This window comes from Zhouia amylolytica (assembly GCF_900116365.1).
In the GTDB taxonomy this organism is placed as follows: domain Bacteria; phylum Bacteroidota; class Bacteroidia; order Flavobacteriales; family Flavobacteriaceae; genus Zhouia; species Zhouia amylolytica.
Map to the genome: position 1 here is coordinate 72,062 of NZ_FPAG01000009.1, position 24,706 is coordinate 96,767.

18 protein-coding genes and 1 tRNA gene are annotated in these 24,706 nt (G+C 39.4%); 5 read left to right on the plus strand and 14 right to left on the minus strand.

Features of this window, described 5'->3' with window-relative positions; all coding sequences use genetic code 11:
* Nucleotides 1-6: 6 nt before the first annotated feature.
* The 5 genes from BM361_RS15005 to BM361_RS15025 are packed head-to-tail and all read right to left on the minus strand — an operon-like array spanning nucleotide 7 to nucleotide 6,978.
* On the minus strand, nucleotides 7-564 hold the full coding sequence (locus tag BM361_RS15005) for a c-type cytochrome (protein WP_038266804.1): 558 nt from the start codon (nucleotides 562-564) through the stop codon (nucleotides 7-9).
* Between the two features lie 7 nt (nucleotides 565-571).
* Entirely contained in the window at nucleotides 572-1,096 is a 525-nt protein-coding gene (locus BM361_RS15010; RefSeq protein ID WP_038266807.1) for a DUF3341 domain-containing protein, read from the minus strand.
* The gene (gene nrfD / locus BM361_RS15015) at nucleotides 1,089-2,480 is read right to left on the minus strand and encodes an NrfD/PsrC family molybdoenzyme membrane anchor subunit (protein WP_038266810.1); all 1,392 of its coding nucleotides are present in this window, start codon (nucleotides 2,478-2,480) and stop codon (nucleotides 1,089-1,091) included. The genes BM361_RS15010 and nrfD overlap by 8 nt, the downstream gene beginning before the upstream one ends.
* A gap of 37 nt (nucleotides 2,481-2,517) precedes the next feature.
* On the minus strand, nucleotides 2,518-5,661 hold the full coding sequence (locus tag BM361_RS15020; protein WP_074979905.1) for a TAT-variant-translocated molybdopterin oxidoreductase: 3,144 nt from the start codon (nucleotides 5,659-5,661) through the stop codon (nucleotides 2,518-2,520).
* 33 nt (nucleotides 5,662-5,694) lie between these two features.
* Nucleotides 5,695-6,978: a c-type cytochrome gene (locus tag BM361_RS15025; RefSeq protein WP_074979906.1), complete on the minus strand. Its 1,284-nt coding sequence runs from the start codon at nucleotides 6,976-6,978 to the stop codon at nucleotides 5,695-5,697.
* A 220-nt stretch (nucleotides 6,979-7,198) separates the two neighbouring features.
* Here BM361_RS15025 and BM361_RS15030 point away from each other — a divergent pair, with 220 nt between their 5' ends.
* Nucleotides 7,199-7,597 carry an SPOR domain-containing protein gene (locus BM361_RS15030; RefSeq protein ID WP_074979908.1) on the plus strand — a complete coding sequence of 133 codons (399 nt, stop codon included), beginning with the start codon at nucleotides 7,199-7,201 and terminating at the stop codon, nucleotides 7,595-7,597.
* 44 nt (nucleotides 7,598-7,641) lie between these two features.
* On the opposite strand, the gene infB is transcribed toward BM361_RS15030, so the two are convergent.
* Genes infB through rimP form a run of 3 tightly spaced genes read right to left on the minus strand, consistent with a single transcriptional unit; the run spans nucleotide 7,642 to nucleotide 12,333 of the window.
* Nucleotides 7,642-10,593, minus strand: coding sequence for a translation initiation factor IF-2 (infB, locus tag BM361_RS15035; RefSeq protein WP_074979909.1), 2,952 nt, complete (start codon nucleotides 10,591-10,593; stop codon nucleotides 7,642-7,644).
* A 33-nt stretch (nucleotides 10,594-10,626) separates the two neighbouring features.
* Nucleotides 10,627-11,859 carry a transcription termination factor NusA gene (nusA, locus tag BM361_RS15040; protein WP_038266824.1) on the minus strand — a complete coding sequence of 411 codons (1,233 nt, stop codon included), beginning with the start codon at nucleotides 11,857-11,859 and terminating at the stop codon, nucleotides 10,627-10,629.
* Between the two features lie 12 nt (nucleotides 11,860-11,871).
* Nucleotides 11,872-12,333 carry a ribosome assembly cofactor RimP gene (gene rimP, locus BM361_RS15045; RefSeq protein WP_038266827.1) on the minus strand — a complete coding sequence of 154 codons (462 nt, stop codon included), beginning with the start codon at nucleotides 12,331-12,333 and terminating at the stop codon, nucleotides 11,872-11,874.
* 171 nt (nucleotides 12,334-12,504) lie between these two features.
* On the opposite strand from rimP, the gene BM361_RS15050 reads away from it, so the two are divergent.
* Complete coding sequence (locus BM361_RS15050) at nucleotides 12,505-13,323, plus strand: universal stress protein (RefSeq protein WP_074979911.1); 819 nt, start codon at nucleotides 12,505-12,507, stop codon at nucleotides 13,321-13,323.
* 762 nt (nucleotides 13,324-14,085) lie between these two features.
* On the opposite strand, the gene BM361_RS15060 is transcribed toward BM361_RS15050, so the two are convergent.
* Nucleotides 14,086-14,157 (minus strand) — tRNA-Gln (locus BM361_RS15060).
* 164 nt (nucleotides 14,158-14,321) lie between these two features.
* Here BM361_RS15060 and BM361_RS15065 point away from each other — a divergent pair.
* Together BM361_RS15065 and BM361_RS15070 are read left to right on the plus strand one after the other, a co-directional pair.
* Nucleotides 14,322-17,600: a glycosyltransferase family 117 protein gene (locus BM361_RS15065; RefSeq protein WP_074979914.1), complete on the plus strand. Its 3,279-nt coding sequence runs from the start codon at nucleotides 14,322-14,324 to the stop codon at nucleotides 17,598-17,600.
* A 32-nt stretch (nucleotides 17,601-17,632) separates the two neighbouring features.
* Nucleotides 17,633-18,292 (plus strand): polysaccharide deacetylase family protein, encoded by a 660-nt coding sequence (locus tag BM361_RS15070; RefSeq protein WP_074979915.1) that lies wholly within the window; start codon nucleotides 17,633-17,635, stop codon nucleotides 18,290-18,292.
* Here the strand turns inward: BM361_RS15070 and BM361_RS15075 are convergent.
* Both BM361_RS15075 and BM361_RS15080 read right to left on the minus strand, forming a co-directional pair.
* Entirely contained in the window at nucleotides 18,285-18,881 is a 597-nt protein-coding gene (locus tag BM361_RS15075) for a helix-turn-helix domain-containing protein (RefSeq protein WP_074979917.1), read from the minus strand. The genes BM361_RS15070 and BM361_RS15075 overlap by 8 nt on opposite strands.
* Nucleotides 18,882-19,010: 129 nt before the next feature.
* Nucleotides 19,011-21,422 (minus strand): TonB-dependent receptor, encoded by a 2,412-nt coding sequence (locus BM361_RS15080; protein WP_074979918.1) that lies wholly within the window; start codon nucleotides 21,420-21,422, stop codon nucleotides 19,011-19,013.
* A 232-nt stretch (nucleotides 21,423-21,654) separates the two neighbouring features.
* Here BM361_RS15080 and BM361_RS15085 point away from each other — a divergent pair, with 232 nt between their 5' ends.
* Nucleotides 21,655-22,248 carry an FISUMP domain-containing protein gene (locus BM361_RS15085; protein ID WP_083425970.1) on the plus strand — a complete coding sequence of 198 codons (594 nt, stop codon included), beginning with the start codon at nucleotides 21,655-21,657 and terminating at the stop codon, nucleotides 22,246-22,248.
* A gap of 2 nt (nucleotides 22,249-22,250) precedes the next feature.
* Here the strand turns inward: BM361_RS15085 and BM361_RS15090 are convergent, their stop codons facing one another.
* From BM361_RS15090 to BM361_RS15100, 3 genes are all read right to left on the minus strand, one after another.
* Nucleotides 22,251-22,547, minus strand: coding sequence for a thioredoxin family protein (locus BM361_RS15090; RefSeq protein WP_038266844.1), 297 nt, complete (start codon nucleotides 22,545-22,547; stop codon nucleotides 22,251-22,253).
* A gap of 52 nt (nucleotides 22,548-22,599) precedes the next feature.
* On the minus strand, nucleotides 22,600-23,832 hold the full coding sequence (locus BM361_RS15095) for a metallophosphoesterase (RefSeq protein ID WP_038266846.1): 1,233 nt from the start codon (nucleotides 23,830-23,832) through the stop codon (nucleotides 22,600-22,602).
* 66 nt (nucleotides 23,833-23,898) lie between these two features.
* On the minus strand, nucleotides 23,899-24,621 hold the full coding sequence (locus tag BM361_RS15100) for a copper homeostasis protein CutC (RefSeq protein WP_074980023.1): 723 nt from the start codon (nucleotides 24,619-24,621) through the stop codon (nucleotides 23,899-23,901).
* Between the last annotated feature and the right edge of the window lie 85 nt (nucleotides 24,622-24,706).

Genomic DNA, 24,706 nt, shown 5'->3' on the forward strand with positions numbered 1-24,706 from the left:
TATTATTTATTTTGTTAAGTCTCCTTTTAGCTTCATTACATAAGAAGTAACCTGCCATCTTTCTTTTTCATTCAGCTGAGCAGCATGTGAGCCCATTGAATTTCTACCAAAGTAGATAACATGATATACACTTCCTTCTGTAATTTCTCTATCAGCATAATTAGGAACCCCTAAGAACTTCTCTCTTTTTACTAATGTTCCTTGTCCATCTCCTTTGTCTCCATGACATACAGAACAGTAGATTCCGAATAATTCTTTTCCTTTAGCCATATCAGCCTCAACATTCGTTGAATCTAATGGACTTAACAAGTTGGCTTTAGCTGCCAGATATCCTTCTTCAGTATCCGGATAATCGTATGGCATCCAACCACGGTTTACGCTTCCTTCGGCCGGCAACTGCGCTTCTACTCCATTACGGAAAGCGCTTGATTCCTGATAAGGTTCGTAACCAACAGACTCGTACATATTTGGCATAAACTGATAATTAGGTCTAGACTCGTCTGCACAAGAGGTAATTAATGCAGCCATACCAAAAACAATTCCTATTTTAACAAAGCTCTTCATCATTATATTAATGCTTTTCAGATATTTTAACTTCAACTGCTCCTGTTTTGTTTAACAATGCAGTTAATTCATCTTCATTTCCGTGCAATGAAACTTCCATCAAGAAATGGTCGTCTGTGGTTCTTACATCAGGATTCTCAGCTTCTTTGAACGGCCATAATTTACTTCTTAAGTAGAAAGTAATAACCATTAAGTGGGCAGCAAAGAAAACCGTTAGTTCGAACATTACCGGAACGAAAGCCGGTAAATTCTCAAGGAAACTAAAACTTGGTTTACCTCCGATATCCTGAGGCCAGTCTTCTATCATAATAAAATTAAGCATTGTGATAGCAACTGTTAATCCCAGACATCCATATAAGAATGCTGCAATAGCAATTCTTGTTGGAGCCAGTCCCATGGCTTTATCTAAACCGTGCACAGGAAATGGCGTGTAAATTTCTTCGATATGATGATGGGCCGCTTTAACCTCTTTAACAGCACTTAATAGTACATCATCGTCATTATATAAGGCTTGTACAACTTTATTACTCATGGTTGCCGTCTCTTAATTTTTTATACTTTTCTCCAGATGATTTCAAAATAGTCTTCACTTCTGCCTGCGCAATTACAGGGAATGTTCTTGCATAAAGAAGGAACAACACGAAGAAGAATCCTATAGTACCCACATAAATTCCAATATCTACAAATGTTGGTGAGAACATTGTCCAAGAAGATGGAAGGTAATCGCGGTGTAGTGATGTAACGATAATTACAAAACGCTCGAACCACATTCCAATGTTTACAACAATAGAGATAATGAAAGAGAACATGATACTAGTTCTTAATTTTTTAGACCACATGAACTGAGGTGAGAAAACGTTACATGTCATCATCGCCCAATAAGCCCAAGCATAAGGTCCTGTAGCTCTGTTTAAGAAGGCATACTGTTCGTACTCAACTCCAGAATACCAAGCTATAAAAAGCTCTGTGATATAAGCACAACCAACGATTGAACCCGTAATCATGATTACGATATTCATCAACTCGATATGTTGTACAGTGATATAGTCTTCTAAGTTACAAACCTTACGCATGATAATAAGTAAGGTGTTTACCATTGCGAAACCTGAGAAGATCGCCCCTGCAACGAAATATGGAGGGAAGATCGTGGTATGCCATCCTGGAATAACCGAGGTAGCAAAGTCAAAGGATACGATGGTGTGTACAGAAAGTACAAGTGGGGTAGCTAAACCGGCTAATACCAATGAAACTTCTTCAAAACGTTGCCAGTCTTTTGCTCTACCACTCCATCCAAAGCTGATAAGGCTGTATATTTTCTTTTGGAATGGCTTCACCGCTCTATCACGTATCATTGCAAAATCCGGTAGTAAACCTGTCCACCAGAATACTAATGATACAGAAAGATAGGTAGAAATCGCAAATACGTCCCAAAGTAATGGTGAGTTAAAGTTAACCCATAGCGATCCAAATTGGTTTGGAATTGGAAGTACCCAATACCCTAACCACGGTCTACCCATGTGAATGATCGGGAACAATCCTGCCTGAACAACAGAGAAAATTGTCATTGCCTCTGCAGAACGGTTAATTGCCATTCTCCATTTTTGACGGAATAAAAGTAATACTGCAGAGATCAGTGTACCTGCGTGACCGATACCTACCCACCATACAAAGTTGGTAATATCCCAGGCCCATCCTACTGTTTTGTTTAATCCCCAGGTTCCTATTCCTGTTGAAATGGTGTAAATAATACACCCTAACCCCCATAGAAATGCTACCATAGCAATTGAAAAAACAATCCACCACTGCTTGTTTGCTCTTCCTTCAACCGGTTTTGCAACATCTACAGTTACATCGTGATAGCTTTTATCTCCGGTTACTAAGGGTCTACGTATAGGTGCTTCGTAATGCGACGCCATATCCTTATATAATTGTTTCTTGTATTAGTAATTTAAATTATGCTTCGTTTGTATTTCTCACTTTTACATGGTAGAACACATTAGGTTTTGTTCCAACATGCTCTAATAAGTGATACATACGGTCGCTATCTTTCAATTCAGCAACCTTACTTTCTTTATCGTTAACGTCTCCAAATACCATTGCTCCAGTACCACATGCAGCAGAACAAGCTGTTTGGAATTCTCCGTCCTTCACTTCTCTTCCTTCGCGTTTTGCATCAAGAATCGTTTTTTGTGTCTTTTGGATACACATAGAACATTTCTCCATTACACCACGAGAACGAGTAACAACATCAGGATTCAATACCATTCTTCCTAAATCGTCATTCATGTGGAAGTCAAATTCGTCATTGTTATTGTATAAGAACCAGTTAAAACGACGAACTTTATAAGGACAGTTATTAGCACAATAACGAGTACCAACACAACGGTTATAAGCCATGTGGTTTTGACCCTGACGACCATGTGAAGTTGCCGCTACAGGACAAACAGTTTCACAAGGTGCGTGGTTACAGTGCTGACACATTACCGGCTGGAATGCTACTTGTGGATTGGCCGCAGGATCTTCCATTTCACCAAACTCACTCATTGAGCTTCCTACTCCAGAAATATTATCTTTTTTATCGTTATCAGCTGCGAAAGTTTCTTCAGAAGAATAATATCTATCGATACGCAACCAATGCATATCTCTTGATTTTCTAACTTCTGCTTTACCTACTACAGGAACGTTATTTTCTGAGTGACATGCTATCACACAAGCACCACATCCGGTACAAGCGTTCAAGTCGATCGACAAATTAAAATGATGCCCTACCGTTCTATCAAACTCATCCCACAAGTCAACATCCGGAGATGTTACAGGGGTCTCCTGGTGATTTAACGATACCTGTGGCATGTGATTCCACTCTTTGGCATCTTTCGTATTGAAGATCTCAAGGGTAGTTTCTTTTACGATATCTCCCCTACCCATTAATGTATTATGCAACTGGATACAAGCAAACTCATGCTCTCCCCCAGCCTTTTCTATCGATACATTTTGTACACTATTAAATCCGTGATATAAGGCATAGGCATTAACACCTGTTTGCATCACAGACTTAAGTCCATTGGTTCTTCCGTAACCTAACGAAAGACCTACTGAACCTTTAGCTTGACCTGGCTGAATTATCACAGGAACGTTCTTAATCGCCACATCATTCACGGTAATATTAACATAACTACCGTTAAGCGCACCATTGGCTACATGCCAATTTTCAAGTCCCATTACTTCAGCATCAGCCTTAGAAACCGTTAAATAGTTATCCCAAGAAACTCTTGAAATCGGATCAGGAAACTCTTGCAACCAAGGGTTGTTAGCTTGCTGACCATCACCCATACCGGTTTTAGTGTACAACACAAGCTCCATTCCTGTCTCAGGAGTATTCGCTAATGCTCTTAACATACTACCAACTGATGCAGCCGTTACCTCTCCGGCAACCTCTTTATCATCAGCCTCTCCATTAACCGGAGCTGCTACCATTTGATCAACGGCATCCTGATCTGCCATTACTGACTGCCCACCTACGAAGTAACCATCATGCAACGCTTTGTTCCAAGAAACACCGCCTAACACAGAGGCTTCCCATGTAGATTTCAGGTAATCGTAATAAGCCACATCACTTCCCATCCATTTTAATAATGAATCCTGAAACTGACGTGTATCAAATAAAGGTCTGATTGTCGGCTGAGTCAGCGCAAAATGACCTTTCTTAATTTCTACATCACCCCACGACTCTAAGTAGTGAGGAGCTGCAGCAACATATGTTGTTAATGCTGAAGTCTCATCTTCCTTCATTGAGAAAGTAACTGACAAATCAACATTCTTTAAACCTTCTGTAAACTCATTAGCCTGAGGTAAAGTATAGGCTGGATTGACACCACTCATAATAAGCGCACCAACTTTTCCAGCTTTCATATCCGCTACCAAACCAGCTACTGCCTTGGCATTCCCTTGTCTCAGTAATTTAGGCGCATCCTTATCGAAAGCTGTACTAGACAACATTTCATTAATATCTAAAACGAGACCTTGAGCGTTCTCATCCTGAATTCCAGTTACCACGACCGCTTTAGACCCTTTAGCCTTCACTTGTTCCGCAGCACTCTTACATGCAGCATCTATATTTTCAGGCAAGTCTACAGCCACTGAAGTACCACTCAAGTATCCGTAAAACTTAGCAAGGGCTTTCTTCTGCTGTGAAGGTGTTAAAGCAACACGCTTATCAGCATTAGCACCAGACAAAGACATATTAGACTCGAACTGAATATGACGAGACATTTTTCCTTTTGCAGGAACGCGCCCTTTAGCATATCCAGACTCATATCCTCCGCCTTGCCAGTCACCTACGAAATCAGCTCCAAAAGAAACGATTACTTCAGCTTTTGAGAAATCATAATCAGCGAGTGCTCTAACTCCATACTTCGCTTCGAACGCATTCAAAGCAGCATCTTCGGCTACCGCATCATATGTAACATGACTTACATTACCATACTTCTGTGAAAATTCATTGATCAATTTCAAGGTAGAAGGACTCGCAAAAGTCTGAGTCAACAAAACAATTTGTTTTCCTCCTGCTGACAACCCGTTAAGCTTTTTAACCACAGCAGCATCCAAATCTTCCCAGGTAACATTAGCTCCTTCAGATTTAGGCGACTGCACTCGCAGGCTATCGTATAAATCCAACACTGAAGCATGTACACGTGCATTTGCACCTCCACCTACTTTAGCATCCGCATTATTCTCTACTTTGATTGGTCTCCCCTCTCTGGTTTTTATCAATACACTTGCAAAATCATAACCGTTTGCAATTGCTGTCGCATAATAATTTGCTACACCAGGACGTATTTGCTCTGGTTGCACCACGTAAGGGATTGATTTTTTCACCGGACCTTCACAAGCAGCTAGCGTAGCAGCTGCAGTACTGAATCCGACATATTTTAAGAAGTCTCGACGAGAAGTTGAAGACGAATCAAGATTTTCTTTATCGCCTAAAAATTCATCTACCGGAATCTCCTGTACAAACTCATTCTGTTTAAGCGTTTCAACGATAGAGCTATCACTATTCAGCTCCTCGACACTTTTCCAGTATTTCTTGTTTGACGCCATGTTATTATTGAAATTAGCTTCTTTAATAATTTATTAATAGTGACACTTACCGCACTCCAAAGCACCCATCTGCGCAGCCGTAAGCTTCTCTACACCATATTTTTTAGATAATTCTTCGTGAATCTTCTCATAGTATTCATTACCATCCATCTTCACATCTGTTTCACGGTGACACTCAATACACCATCCCATAGTTAAAGGAGCGTGCTGATACATCACTTCCATCTCTTCCACAGGACCGTGACATTTCTGACACTCTACCCCAGCAACTGATACGTGCTGTGAGTGGTTGAAATAAACAAAATCAGGAAGGTTATGGATACGCACCCATTTCACAGGCTCTGATTCACCAGTATACTGCTGGTTATTCGCATCCCATCCAACAGCCTTATAAAGCTTTTGAATCTCTCCAGTATAGAAATCTTTTGTATAGCCATTCGCTAAATCTTCCTCCCCGGTATACTCCATAATATTCTTATGACAGTTCATACAAACATTCAAAGAAGGAATACCTGAAGTTTTAGAAACTCTGGCTGAAGAGTGACAATACTTACAATCTATCTTATTATCTCCAGCGTGAATTTTATGTGAGAAGTGAATTGGCTGCACAGGCATGTAACCCTGATCAACCCCAACCTGCATCATATAACCATAGGCGAAATACGCACCTATTAACAACAATGCAATTGAAGAAACCAATACTAAAAACTGATTTTTCACAAAAGCCTTCCAGATAGGCAGACGCTTTTCAGCTTTCTCAAACTCGATTCCGTTTGCTTCAGCGATACGCTTTAAAGTTTTATTAACTAAGTAAAGCATCACTACAAGCACTCCGAACACAAGCACTAAAGCTGCCAGGATTACATTATTTGAAAACCCTGAAGAACCTCCTGCTGCACCAGCATCCGCAACAGCACCTGCTGCTGGTTGTGCCGGCTCCGGCTTCGGTTCCATTGCATAAGCTATAATATTATCGATATCCTCTTCAGACAACTGAGGGAACGCCGTCATTGGCGAACCATTATACTCTTCAAAAACAGCAACAGCCTGAGGATCCCCAGCCTTTACCATAGCTGCACTATTGTGAATCCAATCATACAACCACTGTTTTTCATACTTGTCTCCAACACCTCGTAGTGCTGGACCTGTCATCTTTCTATCAAGATTATGACATGCCGCACAATTAGCATTAAACAACTGCTTTCCCTTAGCAGGATCACCATCTTGCGCGAAAAGAGAAGTTGAGAACATTAGCATTAGCGCTAATCCGATACCTAAAATTCTAGAAGTTGAATTACGGTGTACCACCTTTTTCATATTAAAATACGTGTTATCAATCTTAATTTGGCACGATTTTTACTCTACTCAAAGAAGACCGCCAAAAAGCCTTCCGTTAAATTCGGACACAAAAATACGACTTAGAGTCGATTTCAGAAATGTTAGAGAAGCGTTAACAACTAATTTATAACAATTCTAAATAAATTTATTCGTTATCATTTACAAGATAAAATTACTTTTGCACAAAACATCAGGAAATATGAACATTTTAAAAATAAACTATCTAGCTGTCACTCTGTTTTTTAGTCTAGCCGCTTCACATATTTCTTCTGCACAAGAAGGAAAAATCAGCATAAATAAAGACCCTCGGGTAGACCAATTAATGGCCGCAAAAAAAGAGCTAAATAAAAGTGAAATTAGCAACGGAAGGTTACGAATTCAAATTTATACCGGTTCTTTGAGCGATGCTCAAAAAGCAAGGACTACCTTTAATGGTAAATTTGAGAATATTCCTTGTGAGATCGTCTTTGAAACTCCGAATTATAAAGTAAGAGCGGGAAGATTCAGAAATCGCCTGGAGGCCGACAAATTCCTTACCGAGGTCAGAAAAGAATTTCCAAGCGCCTTTATTTTGACACCAAAAAAAAGCGGTAATTAAAATTACCGCTTTTTTTATCTTATATATATTATTAGGACTCCCTACTACTTCAGCTTTTTCTTAACTGCAACCTCTTGATAAGCTTCAACGATATCTCCTTCTTTAATATCGTTGTAATTCTTAACCTGCAATCCACAGTCGTAACCTTTAGACACCTCTTTAACGTCATCTTTAAATCGTTTTAAGGAAGCTAATTCTCCACTATAGATCACCACTCCATCTCTGATTAGACGTATTCTTGAGTTTCTGTAGATCTTACCATCGGTCACCATACAACCTGCAATGGTACCCACTTTAGATATCTTGAAGGTTTCACGAATCTCAGCATTACCAGTAACCTCTTCTTTCATCTCCGGAGAAAGCATACCCTCCATCGCATCTTTAAGGTCATTGATGGCATCGTAGATAATAGAATAGGTTCTGATATCTATTTCTTCTTTATCAGCAACTATTCTTGCATTACCCATAGCTCTTACATTAAACCCGATAATAATCGCATCAGAGGCAGAAGCCAATAACACATCAGATTCTGTAATCGGACCAACTCCTTTATGGATTACATTGATATGGATTTCATCTGTTGATAGTTTCTGGAATGAATCAGTAAGCGCTTCTACAGAACCATCCACATCACCTTTGATAATGATATTAAGTTCTTTAAAGTCACCTAATGCGATACGTCTTCCAATCTCATCAAGTGTAACGTGACGTTGTGTACGAACTGACTGCTCTCTCAACAACTGTGTTCTCTTGGTGGCAATTTGCTTAGCCTCTCTTTCATCTTCAAACACATTGAATTTATCACCAGCCTGAGGCGCACCATCCAGACCTAATATAGATACTGGTGTTGAAGGTCCTGCTTTTTCAATTTCATTTCCACGTTCATCGTACATAGCCTTCACCTTACCACTACACGTACCTGCCAGAACATAATCTCCAATCTCAAGCGTACCCGCCTGTACCAGTGCTGTAGCTACATAACCTCGTCCTTTATCAAGATAGGCCTCTACAACTGTACCTACCGGTAATTTTTCCGGGTTAGCTTTCAGCTCTAATAATTCAGCTTCCAGCAATACTTTTTCAAGTAATTCTTTAACTCCTGCACCAGTTTTAGCAGAAATATCCTGAGATTGTACTTTACCTCCCCAGTCTTCCACTAATAAATTCATATTAGCCAGGCTTTCTTTTACTTTATCAGGATTTGCCGTTGGCTTATCAACCTTATTAATAGCAAACACTATCGGAACTCCAGCTGCCTGGGCATGGCTAATAGCTTCCTTGGTCTGTGGCATCACATCATCATCAGCAGCAATTACGATAATTGCTAAATCCGTTACTTGTGCACCACGAGCACGCATGGCCGTAAAGGCTTCGTGACCAGGAGTATCCAGGAACGTTATTTTTTGTCCATTATCCAGAGACACACTGTAGGCACCGATATGCTGGGTAATTCCACCACTTTCTCCAGCGATCACATTCTCTTTACGAACATAATCAAGCAAGGATGTTTTACCGTGGTCAACGTGACCCATCACTGTAACAATCGGAGCTCTTGGTTTAAGATCTTCTTCTGCATCCGGTTCTTCTTCAATAGACTCCTCTATCTCGGCAGTTACAAACTCTACCTTATATCCAAACTCTTCCGCTACAATCGACAAGGTCTCAGCATCAAGCCTCTGATTCATGGTTACCATGATTCCGAGAGACATACATGCACCAATCACTTTGGTTACAGGCACATCCATCATAGTAGCAATTTCACTTACAGTAACGAACTCAGTTACCTTAAGTACTTTACTTTCTGCAGCTTGTTGCGCTTGTTCTTGTTCTGATTTTTGACGGTGAGAGTCTCTTTTTTCTCTTCTATATTTAGCACCTTTAGACTTTTGAGTTTTCCCTTGAAGTTTCTCAAGTGTCTCACGTACTTGTTTTTGGATTTCTTCGTCTGTAGGTTCAACTTTTTCTACTCGTTTAACCGGACGTTTTCCACCTTTTTTCTTGTCTTTCCCCTGGAACTTATTACCGCCTTGTTGTCCAAATTTCGACTTTTGAACAGGGCTTTCTTTGGTAATTCTTCGTCTTTTCTTCTTAGCCGTAGCATCTTTAGAATCACCACCCTTTTTAGGAGTTTCTTTTTTCTTCTTAGGCTTATTGAACTGAGAAAGGTCAATTTTCTCACCTGTTATTTTAGGCCCAGATAGCTTCTTGTACTTTGTTTCAATAACCCCTGCTTCCTCTTCATTTCCCTCTGCCGGTTTAGCAGTTTCAGGAGCTACAGGTTTTGAAGGAGCTTCTTTTTTCACCTCTTCCTTTTTTTCTTTTGGCGCCTCTTGCTTTTTAGGCTCAGGCTTATTTTCTATTACAGGCTTAACTTCTTTCTTCTCTTCTACCTTTGAAGCGGGCTCTTCCTCTTTTTTAGGTTCCTCCTTCTTAGCCTGAGGTACCTCTTTTTTAGGTTGAGGAACTTCTTCTTTTTGAGGAGTCTCAATTTTCTCAGCCTCGGGAGCTTTCGGTTTTTCTTCTTTAGGCTGCGGCTTTTCTTCTTGCTTAACCTCTTCTTTAACCTCTTCTTTTTTCGGCTGTGGAACAGTTTCTTTTTCGGCTTTAACAGGTTCAACCTCTTTAGGTTCGGATTTTTTATCCGAATCCAAATCAATTTTACCAACAGTTTTAGGACCGGATAATTCAGCTTTAGCCTTAATCACCTCGCTCTTTTGCTCTGTTTGGCGTTTTAACTCCTGTTCTTTTTCCAATTCTTTTCGGATAGCTTCCTTTTCTTTTCTTTTCTCTTCCCCTACCTCTTTAGAAGCTACCTTCTTACTCTTATCGGTCTGGAATTCGCCCAAGAGAACCTCATACACTTCATTAGTAATTTTGGTTGTAGGACGTGCCTCTACTTCGTGACCTTTAGCAGCCAGAAATTCAACAGCCCTATCCAATGAAATGTTTAGCTCTCTTAATACTTTGTTTAGCCTCAATGTTCCCTTTTCAGCCATAAAATTTATTTCCTCAAAAATTTAGTTACAAATTTAGTCTTCGAATTCTTCTTTCAAAATTCTAACTACATCTAAAATGGTCTCTTCCTCCAAATCGGTTAGTTTTACAAGGTCACTAACTTCCCTATCCAAGATACTTTTAGCAGTATCTAAACCTATTTTCTTGAACTCATCAATAACCCACTGATCGATTTCATCAGTAAACTCTGCTAATTCAACATCCTCTTCCACACCTTCTCTGAACACGTCAATTTCATAACCTGTTAATTGTCCTGCCAAACGAATGTTAAATCCACTTTTACCTATCGCCTTCGATACTTCCTCAGGTTTTAAAATAACCTCAGCATGTTTATTTTCCTCATTCAATGTTACAGATGTAACTCTTGCCGGGCTCAATGCTCTACTGATAAACAATTGAGTATTGTTCGTATAGTTAATCACATCGATATTTTCGTTTCCTAATTCACGAACGATACCATGAATTCTGGATCCTTTCATCCCTACACAAGCTCCCACAGGATCGATTCTATCATCATAAGAATCTACTGCTACCTTCGCCTTTTCACCAGGAATCCTAACCACTTTCTTCACGGTGATCAGTCCGTCGAAAACCTCAGGAATTTCTTGTTCGAAGAGCTTTTCAAGGAAACTTGGTGCCGTTCTACTTAAAATAATCATCGGCTTATTCCCTTTTAACTCAACGCTTTCAATCACACCTCTTACATTATCTCCCTTTCTAAAGAAATCAGACGGTATCTGCTTGTCTTTTGGAAGGATGATCTCGTTACCTTCATCATCGATCAGGATAACTGCCTTATGGCGCACATGATGCACTTCAGCGGTATATATATCTCCGATCAGCTCTTTAAACTTCTTATAAACCGTGGTATTATCATGCTCATGAATCTTAGAAATAAGATTTTGGCGTAATGCCAATATAGCCCTACGTCCTAAATCGATAAGCTTCACTTCCTCCGAAACATCTTCACCCACTTCAAAATCAGGCTCAATTCTTCTAGCCTCCGTTAATGATATTTCCTGGTTAGGGTCCTCTACATCTCCATCAGCCACTACTACACGGTTTCTCCAGATCTCCAAATCTCCTTTATCTGGGTTGATAATGATATCAAAATTATCATCTGAACCGAATTTCTTTTTTAATGCGTTTCTAAACACATCTTCCAAAATGGCCATTAACGTTACACGATCTATGAGTTTATCATCTTTAAACTCAGAAAATGATTCGATCAACGCAAGATTTTCCATGTCAACTTAAAATTAAAATGTTATCATCACTTTAGCTTCTTCTATATCGCTAAACGATATCTCTTTTTCTTTACTCACCGTAACCTTGCCTTTTCCAACAGGTTTAGGCTCACGAGCTTTCCAACCCAACTTAATATAATTTTCCGCAACTTCAAGTAAAGTTCCTTCAAACTTTTCGTCCTGGGTCTTAACCTTCATTTTTCTTCCAACATTCTTAAGGAACTGACGGTTGTTTACGATTGGTTCTGTAGCACCGGGTGAAGTGACCTCTATTGAAAAATCAACCTCTTCCCTATCCAAATTATGTTCTACCTGTCTGCTTAAATCAATACAATCGTTCAAAGTTACACCTTTATCTCCATCAATCACCAATTTTATTTTATTATCTGGTGTTATTGATGATTTGATCAAAAAGATATCTTTTCTCTCCTCAAGAAATTCGGCAATCAGTTCTTTAACTCTTTCTTCAAACATAAAATCAACTTATAAAAAGAGGGGACTTCACGTCCCCTCCCAATAGGCTTTAAATTTTAACGGTACAAATATACAATTTTTTTTGAACCTTCATTAAAAAAGCTAATCATTTGTGCTTTAACGCTTTTTATTTTGTAATTTTAAGAAAACGGACCTAAAAACACCTGCAGGATGAAACGAATTCTAGTGCCGACAGATTTCTCTCCCGAGTCAGAATATGCACTTAAAATCGGAGCGTATTTAGCCAAAAAAAATAAGGCGGAGCTGTACCTGCTACACCTACTTGAATTACCCATGCATTTGGCATCTGCACCTGTTGGAGAACTTCCAGAAGCATTTTTCTTCACCAAACTGGCACAACAAAAGATTGAAGAACTTAAAGAAAAACCTTTTTTAAAAGACATAAAGGTTCATGAAATCATGGAGGCCGGCAGCATTCATTCAGGAGTTTCAAACGCCATTAAAGACAAGGCCATTGACTTTGTAGTAATGGGCTCTAGTGGAGCAGCAGGTCTGGAAGAAATATTTATTGGATCTAACACAGAAAAAGTAGTTCGCACAGCGACGGTTCCGGTCTTAATTATCAAAAACGATATTAACGAATTAAAGATTGATAATTTCGTGTACGCCTGTGACTTTTCAACAGACACTTTCGAGGCTTACAAAAAAGCCATCACATTTGGTGAAAAGTTCAACAGCAAGATTCACCTTTTGTTCGTGAACACTCCGAACAACTTTAACACCTCCAGGGCAATCACGGATAAAATCGCAAGCTTCACTAAGAAACTCACCCCTAAAAATTATACCGTCAACATCTATAATGAACTTACTATTGAAGACGGCATCCTTAATTTCGCCAAAGAAACCAATGCTGATCTGATTGGCATGAGCACACACGGAAGAAGAGGAATCACTCACTTCTTTAATGGCAGCATTACTGAAGAATTATCAAATCACGCATTAAGACCTGTTATTACTTTCAGGATCTAGCGATCGAAATTCGTTTTCACTTCATTTCAGGACACTCATTCGGTTTAAGCACCTGGAAAGCTTTTATACCAAAACAAACAGATTTTAACCCACTCATACTCTATCCATACTTTATCCATACTTCAACTATGCTTCAACTATGCTTGAAACGCCCAAAAATGGTCTGGAATTTCACCTGAAAAACAGGCGAAAATTTAAAGTAAAAAAAGGTTTATATGATTTTATACTAATTTATACGAACCACAAAAGGCATAAGTATTACACTAACATCAGCGGTGACAGAAAAACGCATTACCGCCTTATTTTAACTGAGTTTTTTTTTTATCAAAAAAACAGATCATGCCTCATTGTTGTGTTTATGTGAAAATTGTGATTGATGTTTGAAAATAAGATGGATTCCGCAATAAATGCGGAATGACTATGGATACGGAATAAAAGTGTATGCAATGATAGTGAAATGGATTCCGCAACAAGTGCGGAATGACATTGAGGTTCGGAATGAAAGTGGGAGTGTTGAAAGCCTAGTGGGAATGGATTCCGAAATAAATACGGAATGACATTGAGGAGCAAAATGTCATTGGGAGTGACGAAAGCCTAGCGGGAATGGATTCCGTAATAAATACGGAATGACAATCAGGCGCGGAATGACAATTGGTACGGAATGACATTGGGGTGCGGGGTAGACTTTTCGTCCTGGTTTTACCTGACTTTTTTCCATCAAAAAACCCGACTCTTTTGAAGAACCGGGTTTCTTTTTAGCAGTTGGCCTACAAGGACTCGAACCTTGAACGACTGAACCAAAATCAGCTGTGTTACCAATTACACCATAGGCCATTGCTGTAATGCGGATGCAAATTTAAGACAATCTTTTATATGCGCAAATATTTTTTAAAAAATTCGAAATAAAATTTTTCAGCCTTGTTAACGTTAATAAAATGAATCTTTTCATTAGTAATATTATTCTTAAATTCGCCAGCAGTCTATAGAAAATTAACCACATGTCAGAACATCTATTTAAAAAATGGGACACTATCCTGGGTTGGGTAGCTTTTGCAGTATCATTAGTAACATTCGGACTCACCGTTGAACCCACAGTAAGTTATTGGGATTGTGGAGAGTATATTGCCACATCGGCTAAACTTCAGGTTGGACACCCTCCGGGAGCGCCGCTATTCCAAATGGTCGGAGCTTTCTTCGCCATGTTTTCTGCAGAACCGGAAACGATCGCCAAGACCATTAATTATATGTCTGTTTTCTCCAGCGCCTTTACGGTTTTATTTCTTTTCTGGACGATCACTAACCTGAGCAAGAAATTAGTTCTTAAAAATGACAATGACTTTTCTACCGGAAAAGCCATGGCTGTTTTTGGAAGTGGACTAGTAGGTGCACTGGCTTTTAATTTCTCAGACAGCTTTTGGTTTAATGCAGTTGAAGCGGAAGTATACGCCATGGCTACTTTCTTAATGTCATTAATGTTTTACCTGGGGTTACGATGGAAAGACGAAATGCATTTACCAAGAGGTAACCGCTGGTTGGTTTTGATATTTCTTATAGTAGGTCTTTCTTTTGGTGTTCACTTTATGGCCTTATTAACCATTCCTGCCATTGGGATGATTTATTACTTTAACCGCTATGACTTCTCCTGGAAATCATTCATTATTGCAAATATTGTATCTGTAGCCGTATTACTCTTTATATTTAAATTATTACTCCCGAGCACCCTTAAATTTTTCGGGTATCTCGAAGTGTTCTTTGTAAATAGCATAGGTATGCCTTTTGACTCAGGAACTATCATTGCCGGTCTCATTATAATCGTAGCCTTTTATTTTGCCTTAAAATACACCAGAAAGAAAGGCTTTGTTGAACTTAATACAGTCATTCTTTGTACTATGTTCGTTTTGATTGGGTTTTCGACATGGCTTATGGTTCCTATCAGAGCAAATGCAGGCACCGTGATTAACGAAAATGATCCTTCTGATGCGCGTTTGTTACTTGCTTATTACAACCTGGAACAATATCCTGAAACTCATTTGTTTTACGGACCGATGTACTCGGATGCTTTTGCAGGACAGGACCCGATAGACCCTTATATGGATGAAAAACCAAAATACGAGAGGGACTATAAGACCGGAAAATATGTTATTGTTAACCACTACAAAGACGCCGCCCTGGCTCCTAACAGGAACCACGAAGGCATCCTACCACGTATGTGGAGCGCTGATCATGCAGCCAATTATATGAAGATTACCGGTCCGCTAAACATAAAAGTAAAGCCTGAATACTCTGGTGAAGACCGACTAACACAAGCTATTGGTCAGTTTAAAAGGGATTTAGACACCGGAGCCATAGACGAGGATGAATATGTGAATTTCATTCAACAGTTTAAAGAATACCTGGTTATTGAAAAACCTTCATTCTTTCAAAACATTCAATACTTATTTGAATTTCAGATGGGTTATATGTATTGGCGTTATTTCATGTGGAATTTTACGGGAAGACAAGACGACATACAGGGGAAGTATGACAATCACGGGAACTGGTTAAGTGGTATTAAGTTTGTTGACGAAGCCAGACTAGGCTCTCAGGACAACCTCCCTAGTGACGTGTTAAACAATAAAGGACGTAACACCTATTATTTCTTACCGTTAATTTTAGGTATCATTGGATTTGTATTTCAAATAAAATCGAACCCTAAACAGTGGTGGGTTGTATTCGTTCTCTTTATGTTTACCGGTCTCGCTCTTAAAATCTACCTGAACGAACGGCCTTTTGAGCCTCGTGAAAGAGATTATGCACTGGTTGGTTCTTTCTATATGTTCTCCATATGGATCGGCCTGGGCGTATACGCACTTTTCGATGAATTGAAAAAATTATTAAGTCCGAAGATCTTAGCTCCTGCAATAACTATGGTATGTTTACTTGCGGTACCTACTGTTATGGCTGTTCAAAACTGGGACGATCACGACAGAGCTCACAAATACACTGCCAGAGCAATGGCCACTTCCTACCTTAATTCGGTAGCCAAAGACGAAGGATCTATCCTATTCTCTATTGGTGACAATGACACCTTTGCGCTGTGGTATGCCCAGGAAGTGGAAGAATACAGAACAGATGTGAGAGTTATAAACACCAGCCTTTTTGCAACGGACTGGTATATTGATCAAATGAAGAGTAAAGCGTACGAAAGCGAACCTATTCCTTCGCAACTTACACACGATCAATACGCCTATGGCGTAAGAGATGTAATTTATTACCAACCGCTCACAGAAGCCCGTTGGAATATTAAAGATTTTATGAACTGGGTTGCGAGTGACGATAAACGCACCAAAGTGGATTTCGGAAACGGCCAGGAAACTGTTTTCTATCCGACCAATAAAATACGTGTTCCTGTCAACAAGGAAAATGTATTGAAGAGTGGGATTGTTCAGCCAAAAGACTCTTCATTGATCGTTGATTATATCGACATCGATCTTCCTAAATCGGCTTTACCTAAAAACAGAATTCTCATGTTAGACCTGCTGGCGAATAATGACTGGGAAAGACCAATTTATTTTACAGGGGGTAGTTTTAGTCCTGCTGAATATTTATGGATGAAAGATTATTTACAGCTAGACGGTTTAGTATATAAGTTAGTTCCTATCAAAACACCTATCCCTGAAAACAATCCGTTTGAAATGGGACGTATTGATGAAGATCTCATGTACGACATTGTTATGAAGTGGGATTGGGGTAATTCAAACGATCCTAACATCTATGCGGATCCGGAAACAAGAAGAAACAGTATTTCTTACAGAAGTAACCTTGCAAGGCTTTCTGAAACCCTTATAAAGGAAAACAAACTTGATAAGGCAAAGAATATATTAGATCTGGCGATGGACAAAATGCCTTTCGGACGTTTCGGTTACTATGTATTCCTGGAACCTTATATCGATGGTTATTACAAGGTAGGTGAAAAAGAAAAAGCCAGAGAACTGTTTTTAAAAGTTGCCAATGTTTACCAGGAACATATCGATTACTACAGTCAATTAGAAATTACCGAACAGCGCAATCGTATCAATGACATTGTCACCAATATAGAACGCTACCGCAGTCTCACAGATATAGTTATCATTAATGGAGATGAAGCCTTTGGTATGGAACAGACTCAAAAATTCAACGAGTACCTTGAAAAGTTCAGTCACCTCTACGGAAGGTCTGAACCGACTGAATCTGAATTAGAGCAACCATTGCAAATCGATTCGGTGAAGGACACGGTAGAAACATTATCACAACAATAAATATCAACCGGACCTAGTGTCCGGTTTTTTTTATGCTATCAAAGCTTTTTATCAAAACGCCTTTCTGGGCAAAGCTCATTTTCAACCGTCTCACCTGGCACATTGAGTCGGATGAAAAAACCCTATACTTAACTTTTGATGATGGTCCAATTCCCGGTGTTACTGAATTGGTACTGGACACCTTGAAAGTTTATAATGCAAAGGCTACCTTTTTCTGCATAGGAGAAAACATAGAGAAACACCCGAAGATATTCAAACGAATTCTATCTGAAGGACATCAAATAGGTAATCACACTCAGAATCATTTAAATGCAAGGGAAGTTGACACTGATACATATATGGAGAACTTTATCTCTTGCGAACAGACCATTAAAAAGCACCTACCCTCTACACAGGTGGATCTCCCTAAACTATTCAGACCTCCTTATGGAAGAACCACTTTTAAAACGCGAAACCGTATTCTTAACCGTGGCTATAAAATGATTATGTGGGATGTTCTCAGTGCCGATTACATGGAAGAGCTTCCACCTGAAGCCTGCTTAAATAATGTTTTACATAACACTTCCAATGGCAGCATAATCGTATTTCACGATAGCTTAAAAGCTAAAAAAAACTTAATCTATACTTTAATGGGGACTCTTGCGCATTTTACAAAAAAGGGTTATGTTTTTAAGTCGATCAACCCTACTTAATCAAACGAATTACAGGCATATACTTGCTTTTTTTCATTTTCTGGGATCTTCTTAAATTGATGATTATCATAGTGAGGTTATAGCCATACAATAGAAATACAGGCACCACTAATGGATGAATTTTTGAAATCGTGTTTGGAACCAATCTCATTAAATTTACTGGAGTAATTCCAGCTCCAATAACTACCAGATAAATAGTTGTTGCCAGCAACCAGGTTAATTGGAAATTAACCAGATTTTTTCCTGTGCTATCAACCAATCTAATTTTATCTCTTTTAAGCAACCACAATATCAAGGGTACCAAAACCCCCAGGGCCGGATTATATAAAAACCCAAGCGCCCCCAAATGCATTAACGACAGGTACCCCGTATCTTTTACTTTTTCCAAACACAATAGATCATCTGGGGTAATACCCAAGGCTATGGTAAGCTTCAATAGCGTATCTCCTTTGGGAGAAGACTCTCCTTTTTCTATGCGCTGAATCGTTCGCAGACTTAGTTTAGATTCTTCTGATAATTGTTCTTGAGAAAATCCTTTTCTGGCTCGATAGAACTTTACCTTTTCCGATAAGTTTTCATTTTCCTTCATTCGTGTTGAGTATGTTTAGTGCTTTCAACAAAAGTACCTATCCCACCATTTGATCCTTGCGCCAGAAACATGACAATTTTACGTCAATTCCTACCACCCCCTAATAAACAAGGCTCTATAGCAGTTTTATTAAAAGGCTGCCCTCAGGGCTACAATGAAGTTACGGCCCGCTCCGGCCATTCCTGAGCTATAGGGCCTGTATCGTCTGTCGGTTATATTTTCCAGCCCTGCTGTAAGCGCCAAGACTTCTGAGAGCTGTTGCGTTGCTTTAAAGTTCAGGGTATACCATGCAGGAGCATACGGATTTCCATTATCATCCTTGGCATAAAGGTAATCTTTGCCTTGCTCTCCTACCGGAAGGTCCTCATAACTTCTTCCCCCATTATATACCGTATAAAGTTGCATATTCAATTTATTGACATGGTAGGTAAATTTGGTAATTCCAAAGAAGGGAGCAGCATGTCTTGATGGGCTTTTTTCTCCATTATCAAGTTCTTCCTCCCCTTTTTGAAGGTTTAATTTCGAAAGCAATGAAAAACCTTTAGCCAGTTTTGCTTCCAAGCCCAACTGCACTCCATACACTTCTGCCTGTGCGCCATTCTGTATCGCTTGCACTTTACTCAACTCACCGTCATACACGATACTATCCTGTCCGCTCATAGTAAAATCTCTTCTTACTAAAGCATCATCAAGAAGGGTATAATACGCACTAAAATCTACCCGCAACTTATCATCCACTATTTTGCTCACTCCTACCTCAGCGGTATAAGCATATTCAGCTTTCAGGTCGGGATTTGGAACTACCACTGCCCCGGGTTCTGAATCAAAAACCTTTCCTATATCATCTACATTTGGTGATCTAAATGCGGTAGCAAGTTTTGCCGTAAGCGACCAGGAGTCATCAGGTGTATATACCAGCCCTAAACTTCCGGTAAGTGCTCCATTACTTATATAGGCATTACTTTCCGGAATTGGATAATAATTCATATTGTTTGAAAAATCAGCATCCAACACATATTGATTATACCTCATACCGGCATGCAATCCAAGCACTTCGGATACTACATATTCATAGACTCCATAAATTCCATAAGACCACCATTGTGAATCCGGGTATCTTGAAGGGCCTTTAGACACAGCACCTGTTTCGATATTCTCTTGTTGCCCGGTTGAGTTTACATCGTTAAAAACTAATTCAGCTCCGTATAAAAACTTAGATTCGTTTTTAAACTCCTTTATAAAATCGGCATTTACTGAAATTGCATTTAATCGCTCTTCTCTCGTACTCCTATCTAGATCATTAAAGTCACGATCGATTCTACTCTCTTCAAAATGCTGATGCGCTATTCTCAGACTCATATGATCATAAATGCCCTGCTCCGCCTCATTTGTGATCGTCAAATTATTCATCATCCAAATCTGCGGACCATAGGACCATTCTGCACTTCGTGGTTGTCCGTTTCTCGTACGAATATGGCGATCGTATCTTGCATAATCTGAAGTCTCCGAGTAGTGAAACCCATATTGAAAGTCCCATGATTCGTTTGGCTTAAATCTTATTTTCTGCATTAAATTCATCTGGGTATATCCGGAGGGCACCTGCTTATCAGGGTTATCGTTGGTTACGACCACATCCTCATTATTTTCCCGAATAACATAGAAGTCTCGCAAATAGTCATCCGGGCCATAAGCTCCCATTTCAAGGTCTCCGAAATCATAACTTGAAACACTGGTAACAATCGCCCACTTATCCCAACCAACATTGATATCGAAGTGTGCGGTTTTTTCATCATTAGCAGATGCATAACGAACAATGCCTTTTCCGGACACCAGGGTTTCTTCATCCAGAGAAAACTCCGGGGTTAAGGTATGAAAACTCATTACCCCTCCGATAGCATCACTACCATATATTACAGAACCCGACCCGAATAATACTTCTGTATTCTGCATGGCAAAAGGATCTAAGGAAATCACATTCTGCAAATTTCCACTTCTGAAAATAGCCGTATTCATACGCACCCCATCCACAGCATACATCAATCGATTGGCAGAAAAGCCACGAATCATCGGGCTACCTCCTCCTTGCTGACTTTTTTGAATATACACATCGCCGGAAGCTCCCAGCAGATCTGCAGCTGTTTGCGGGTTCTGAATGGCAACTTCTCTTGGGGTTATAGTCGATATTTTAAATGGTATTTTCGCCTTAGATTCTCCCCACCTTGTGGCAGCCACCACTACCTGATCCAGAGAGATGTCTGACGGGATCATAAACAACTCAAAACCATGCTGTTCAAGACTTAAAAAACTTACGGATTGAGTAACATAGCCCAAAAGCCTTATTTCTATGATATCGGCTCCTTTAAATTCTGAAATATCTGCCTGTCCTTTTGCATTGGTATACACATACTTTTTCGGACTATCAGACATTACAATGACCTGCTCTAAAGGTTGAAGCGTTTCTGCATCCTTGACTCTTAAAACCTGAGCATTGATCTCACAAAACCACAAAGCTAAAAGACCGGCTAATACTATTTCCTTCATATAAATTCAATCATTTTTACCACCACTATATACAACCTTTGGTTAAAATTGATAAAATATAGGGTTTTACACAGCACAAATATGCCACAAACTCTGTACCATAACCAAATTTCCAGAGACATATTTCGCTGGATTTAACGGTAAAATGAACATCAGCACGTCAGCTGAAAGATCGCATGTTGAATAATTTTGCTATTTTTATAGGAAATTACAACCATTACCTCTTAGAGCTATGAAACCAAAATTATTACCTCTTTTCTTATGTCTGTCAATTTTGTGCGCATGCAGTAATGATGACGACAACTTGAACAACACCTTTCAAACTGGTAGCTTAACGGATAATAGAGATGGACAAACCTACAAAACCGTACGTATTGGCACTCAGATCTGGATGGCCGAAAACATGAAATTCGATACTGAAGACAATTCCAGCATTTGCTACGAAAATGAGGCTTATAACTGTTTTGTATATGGAAGGTTATATACGGGAAATACTGCTCAGACTATTTGTCCGGAGGGGTGGCATTTACCTACAGTGGAAGAATGGAACACCTTATTTGATTATTTTGGAGGTGAGGATGTTGCCTATGCATTTTTAGAACCTTTCGGGATGATTCACGAACAAGCTGTTGAATTCAATATACTTCCAACGGGTCGAAGTATCGCAACTAATTTTGAGAAAATGAATGAAGGATTTTACTGGACCTCAACCGACGGAGGGTATCCAGAATCATTCAGGTATATCAATTATAAACCGGGAGCTAGCTTTAGTACACCTGGAGCCAGCCAAACCGTGATGCAAAGCTGTAGGTGCCTAAAAGACTAAGATCAGACGTATTCCTGGAGAATACCTATTAATGTATTAGCATCCTGCTCTCCGCTTTGGCGCCAAACCATTTCTCCTTTCTTATAAATCATGAGAGTGGGCAAGCCTTTGACTCTTAAGGCGTCTGCTAGTTCTTTGTTTTTATCTACATTAATTTTAATGACTTTGGCTTTATCCCCCAATGCGGCGGCCACATCCCTGAGTACAGGATGCATTGCTGTAGAGGAATCATTCCAATCCGTGTAGAAGTCCAACAAAACAGGAATATTGGCTTCAATTAATTCACCAAACTTAGACATAGGCGAAAAATTTTAACAGTAAATATAATACAAATGTAATATTTTCTTTGAATTAAGCGATCTTCGATGACTTTTTCAGCTCAATCACAGTAATTTCAGGCCAAATCCCAACTCTTCCGGGGTATGCTAAAAACCCAAATCCTCTATTCACATTAATATATTGTCCTTTCTGTTTGTAAATTCCGGCCCAATGCTTATATCGCCAACTTGCGGGGCTCCATTTCACCCATCCCGGGATTTCAATACCAAACTGCATACCGTGTGTATGTCCACTCAGGGTGAGATGATAGTGATAATCATCATCAACCACTTTCTCTTCCCAATGTGTTGGATCGTGGCTCAACAAAACCTTAAAGTCATTTTGGTGTACTGCCTGAGTCGCTTTCTTAAGGTCTCCTGCTTTTTTAAAACCACCTGCTCCCCAATTTTCCACACCTACTAATGCTATACGCTCTCCTTCTTTTTCAATAAATCGATTTTCATTAAGCATTAAATCGAATCCGATTTCCTTTTGAATATCTTTTAACTGTTGTAAATTTTCGTCTTTTTCCACCGATGAGTTCCAGTCTACATAATCTCCATAATCATGATTTCCCAAGACAGAGTATTTACCATCTTTTGCTTCAAGTTTCGAAAAGGATTCTTTCCAGGGAATCATTTCACTGGCTTTATTATTCACCATATCTCCGGTAAAGAGAATCACATCACTTTCCTGCTTATTGATCAGGTCTATTGCGTATTCTATTTTTTCTTTGTTATCAAAGCTACCGCTATGGATATCCGAAATCTGGGTAATCTGATAGCCATCAAAGGCGTCCGGTAAATCGTCGAATTCCAGTTCATACCTGAGTACCCTGAAATCATACTTCCCTTTGAACATTCCATAAAGCATGGAAGCAAACGGGATGGCAGCCACTCCAATAGCCAATTGACTTACAAATTTTCTACGGGAAGGGATGTGAAAGGTTTCCTTAGCTCCATAGAGCTTATTATAAATTCCAGCGCCCAGTCGAACCACATCTTCACCCAACAAAAAAGGCAGAGCAGCCAATTTCAGCACCATTAAGGTTAAAAGAAACCCCATGGCGTAACTTTTGGCGTGGGTCAAAACGCGACCTGAACCGTCATCCGCATTAAACTGATAGATCAAATTCGCAACGACCACCAGGGAAACAATAATATTGAGTATTAAAAGCCACTTATTCTTGGTGAGTGTTTTTACCACCTGGTAAAAGTACACTTCCAAAACTATAAAAATAAGCAGAAAAATTATCCAACGCATCATAACTATTTACCATTCAATTTATTACAAATGTACTTGAATTGCACCACCACCAAACTACTTTAAAATTTATTTAACGCTCTTTACCATTCTTTTAATGATTTCAAGATTGGAAACAGGCACTGTTTTCTCATCCTGCTGTCCACCTGAAAACGATATTCGAGGTTCAGTATCAAGTACGTGCACGGGTTTAGACGCAGAAAAGTGTATTTCCTTAAATCCTCTTTCCTTAAACTTCAAAATGTTTTCTTCATTGATTCCGCTACCGGGCATTATCGTTATCTTTTCACCATACTGCTGATGCAGGCTTGTTAATAGATCGATTCCGAGTATGGCTTTTGGCTGTTGCCCACTCGTTAATACTCTATCGCAGCCAAGTGTTATTAATTGTTGCATGGTTTCATGAACATCAGGCACCCAATCCAGCGCTCTATGAAAAGTAAAGTGTAATGGTTTGGAAAGCTCTATGAGTTCTTTGGTACGTTCAACATCGAGCGTATTATCTGCATTTAACACACCTGCCACTATGCCTTCGCACCCTAATTCTTTACAAAGCTCAATATCTTTTTTCAGGATATCGAATTCCGCTGAAGAATAGGTGAAATTTCCACTTCTGGGTCTTAGCAGGACGCTCACCTCGATCGTTAGTTCTTCCTTAATCTTTTTCAACAATCCGTAAGTTGGTGTGGTTCCTCCTACACCCAGTTCGGCACACAATTCAATCCTGTCTGCTCCAGCCTCTTGAGCATTTCTTGCTGATTCGAATGAATTAGCACATATTTCTACTATCATTTCCTTCAATTTTATTTATTGTTACTTGCTTCTGTGTATCCACAAAAACTTCCTTATTTTTACAAAAATAAACTTCAACTTTTAT

Bases quoted from the DNA above. Each gene is read 5' to 3' on its own strand.
- BM361_RS15005 (WP_038266804.1), bottom strand. From the start codon at position 564: ATGAAGAGCTTTGTTAAAATAGGAATTGTTTTTGGTATGGCTGCATTA.
- BM361_RS15010 (WP_038266807.1), bottom strand. From the start codon at position 1,096: ATGAGTAATAAAGTTGTACAAGCCTTATATAATGACGATGATGTACTA.
- nrfD (WP_038266810.1), bottom strand. From the start codon at position 2,480: ATGGCGTCGCATTACGAAGCACCTATACGTAGACCCTTAGTAACCGGA.
- BM361_RS15020 (WP_074979905.1), bottom strand. From the start codon at position 5,661: ATGGCGTCAAACAAGAAATACTGGAAAAGTGTCGAGGAGCTGAATAGT.
- BM361_RS15025 (WP_074979906.1), bottom strand. From the start codon at position 6,978: ATGAAAAAGGTGGTACACCGTAATTCAACTTCTAGAATTTTAGGTATC.
- BM361_RS15030 (WP_074979908.1), top strand. From the start codon at position 7,199: ATGAACATTTTAAAAATAAACTATCTAGCTGTCACTCTGTTTTTTAGT.
- infB (WP_074979909.1), bottom strand. From the start codon at position 10,593: ATGGCTGAAAAGGGAACATTGAGGCTAAACAAAGTATTAAGAGAGCTA.
- nusA (WP_038266824.1), bottom strand. From the start codon at position 11,859: ATGGAAAATCTTGCGTTGATCGAATCATTTTCTGAGTTTAAAGATGAT.
- rimP (WP_038266827.1), bottom strand. From the start codon at position 12,333: ATGTTTGAAGAAAGAGTTAAAGAACTGATTGCCGAATTTCTTGAGGAG.
- BM361_RS15050 (WP_074979911.1), top strand. From the start codon at position 12,505: ATGAAACGAATTCTAGTGCCGACAGATTTCTCTCCCGAGTCAGAATAT.
- BM361_RS15065 (WP_074979914.1), top strand. From the start codon at position 14,322: ATGTCAGAACATCTATTTAAAAAATGGGACACTATCCTGGGTTGGGTA.
- BM361_RS15070 (WP_074979915.1), top strand. From the start codon at position 17,633: ATGCTATCAAAGCTTTTTATCAAAACGCCTTTCTGGGCAAAGCTCATT.
- BM361_RS15075 (WP_074979917.1), bottom strand. From the start codon at position 18,881: ATGAAGGAAAATGAAAACTTATCGGAAAAGGTAAAGTTCTATCGAGCC.
- BM361_RS15080 (WP_074979918.1), bottom strand. From the start codon at position 21,422: ATGAAGGAAATAGTATTAGCCGGTCTTTTAGCTTTGTGGTTTTGTGAG.
- BM361_RS15085 (WP_083425970.1), top strand. From the start codon at position 21,655: ATGAAACCAAAATTATTACCTCTTTTCTTATGTCTGTCAATTTTGTGC.
- BM361_RS15090 (WP_038266844.1), bottom strand. From the start codon at position 22,547: ATGTCTAAGTTTGGTGAATTAATTGAAGCCAATATTCCTGTTTTGTTG.
- BM361_RS15095 (WP_038266846.1), bottom strand. From the start codon at position 23,832: ATGATGCGTTGGATAATTTTTCTGCTTATTTTTATAGTTTTGGAAGTG.
- BM361_RS15100 (WP_074980023.1), bottom strand. From the start codon at position 24,621: ATGATAGTAGAAATATGTGCTAATTCATTCGAATCAGCAAGAAATGCT.